This is a genomic window from Vibrio sp. 10N.286.49.E11, from assembly GCF_041469505.1.
Taxonomy (GTDB): Bacteria; Pseudomonadota; Gammaproteobacteria; order Enterobacterales; family Vibrionaceae; genus Vibrio; species Vibrio crassostreae_C.
Genome location: NZ_JBFRKQ010000043.1, coordinates 19,644 through 20,193 on the forward strand (window position 1 = coordinate 19,644; position 550 = coordinate 20,193).

Below are 550 nucleotides of genomic sequence, written 5' to 3' on the forward strand. Positions count from 1 at the left end.
ATGAGAACTTCAATGGTGACATCGATATCAGCTTTGATATCTCTGATGGCACCAATACCGTTCAAGCTTCAGCAGACCTAACCGTTAACCCAGTTAACGACCTGCCAGTACCTCAAGATCAACAGTTCAGCGTTGAAGAAGACGGCACACTTATCTTCACTGATGCCGACCTATTAACAGGCGCTACTGACATCGAAGGTGACAACCTAACGGTTGAAGGTGTGACCTACGACGGTGGCGACGGTATTCTTACCGACAACGGCAACGGTACGTATACCTTCGCACCAAATGAGAACTTCAATGGTGACGTAAACTTCGGTTTTGATGTATCAGACGGCACCGATACAGTGTCAGCGAACATCGATGTGAGTGTTACAGCAGTTGATGATGCGCCAGTGTCTGGTGACTTAGCGTACTCAATCGACGAAGACGGTTCGATTCGTCTAAGTCAAGAGCAGCTTCTATCGCAAGCTTCTGACGTAGAAGGCGATGACCTGACAGCTAGCGACCTTACGGTTGGTGGAGATGCGACGGTTGTAGCTAATGATGA

Annotated in this window: 1 protein-coding gene; it reads left to right on the forward strand. The window is 48.4% G+C overall.

The features are described from left to right. A partial coding sequence (locus AB4167_RS22180; protein ID WP_372136487.1) for a tandem-95 repeat protein occupies positions 1 to 550 on the forward strand: 550 nt, incomplete at both ends.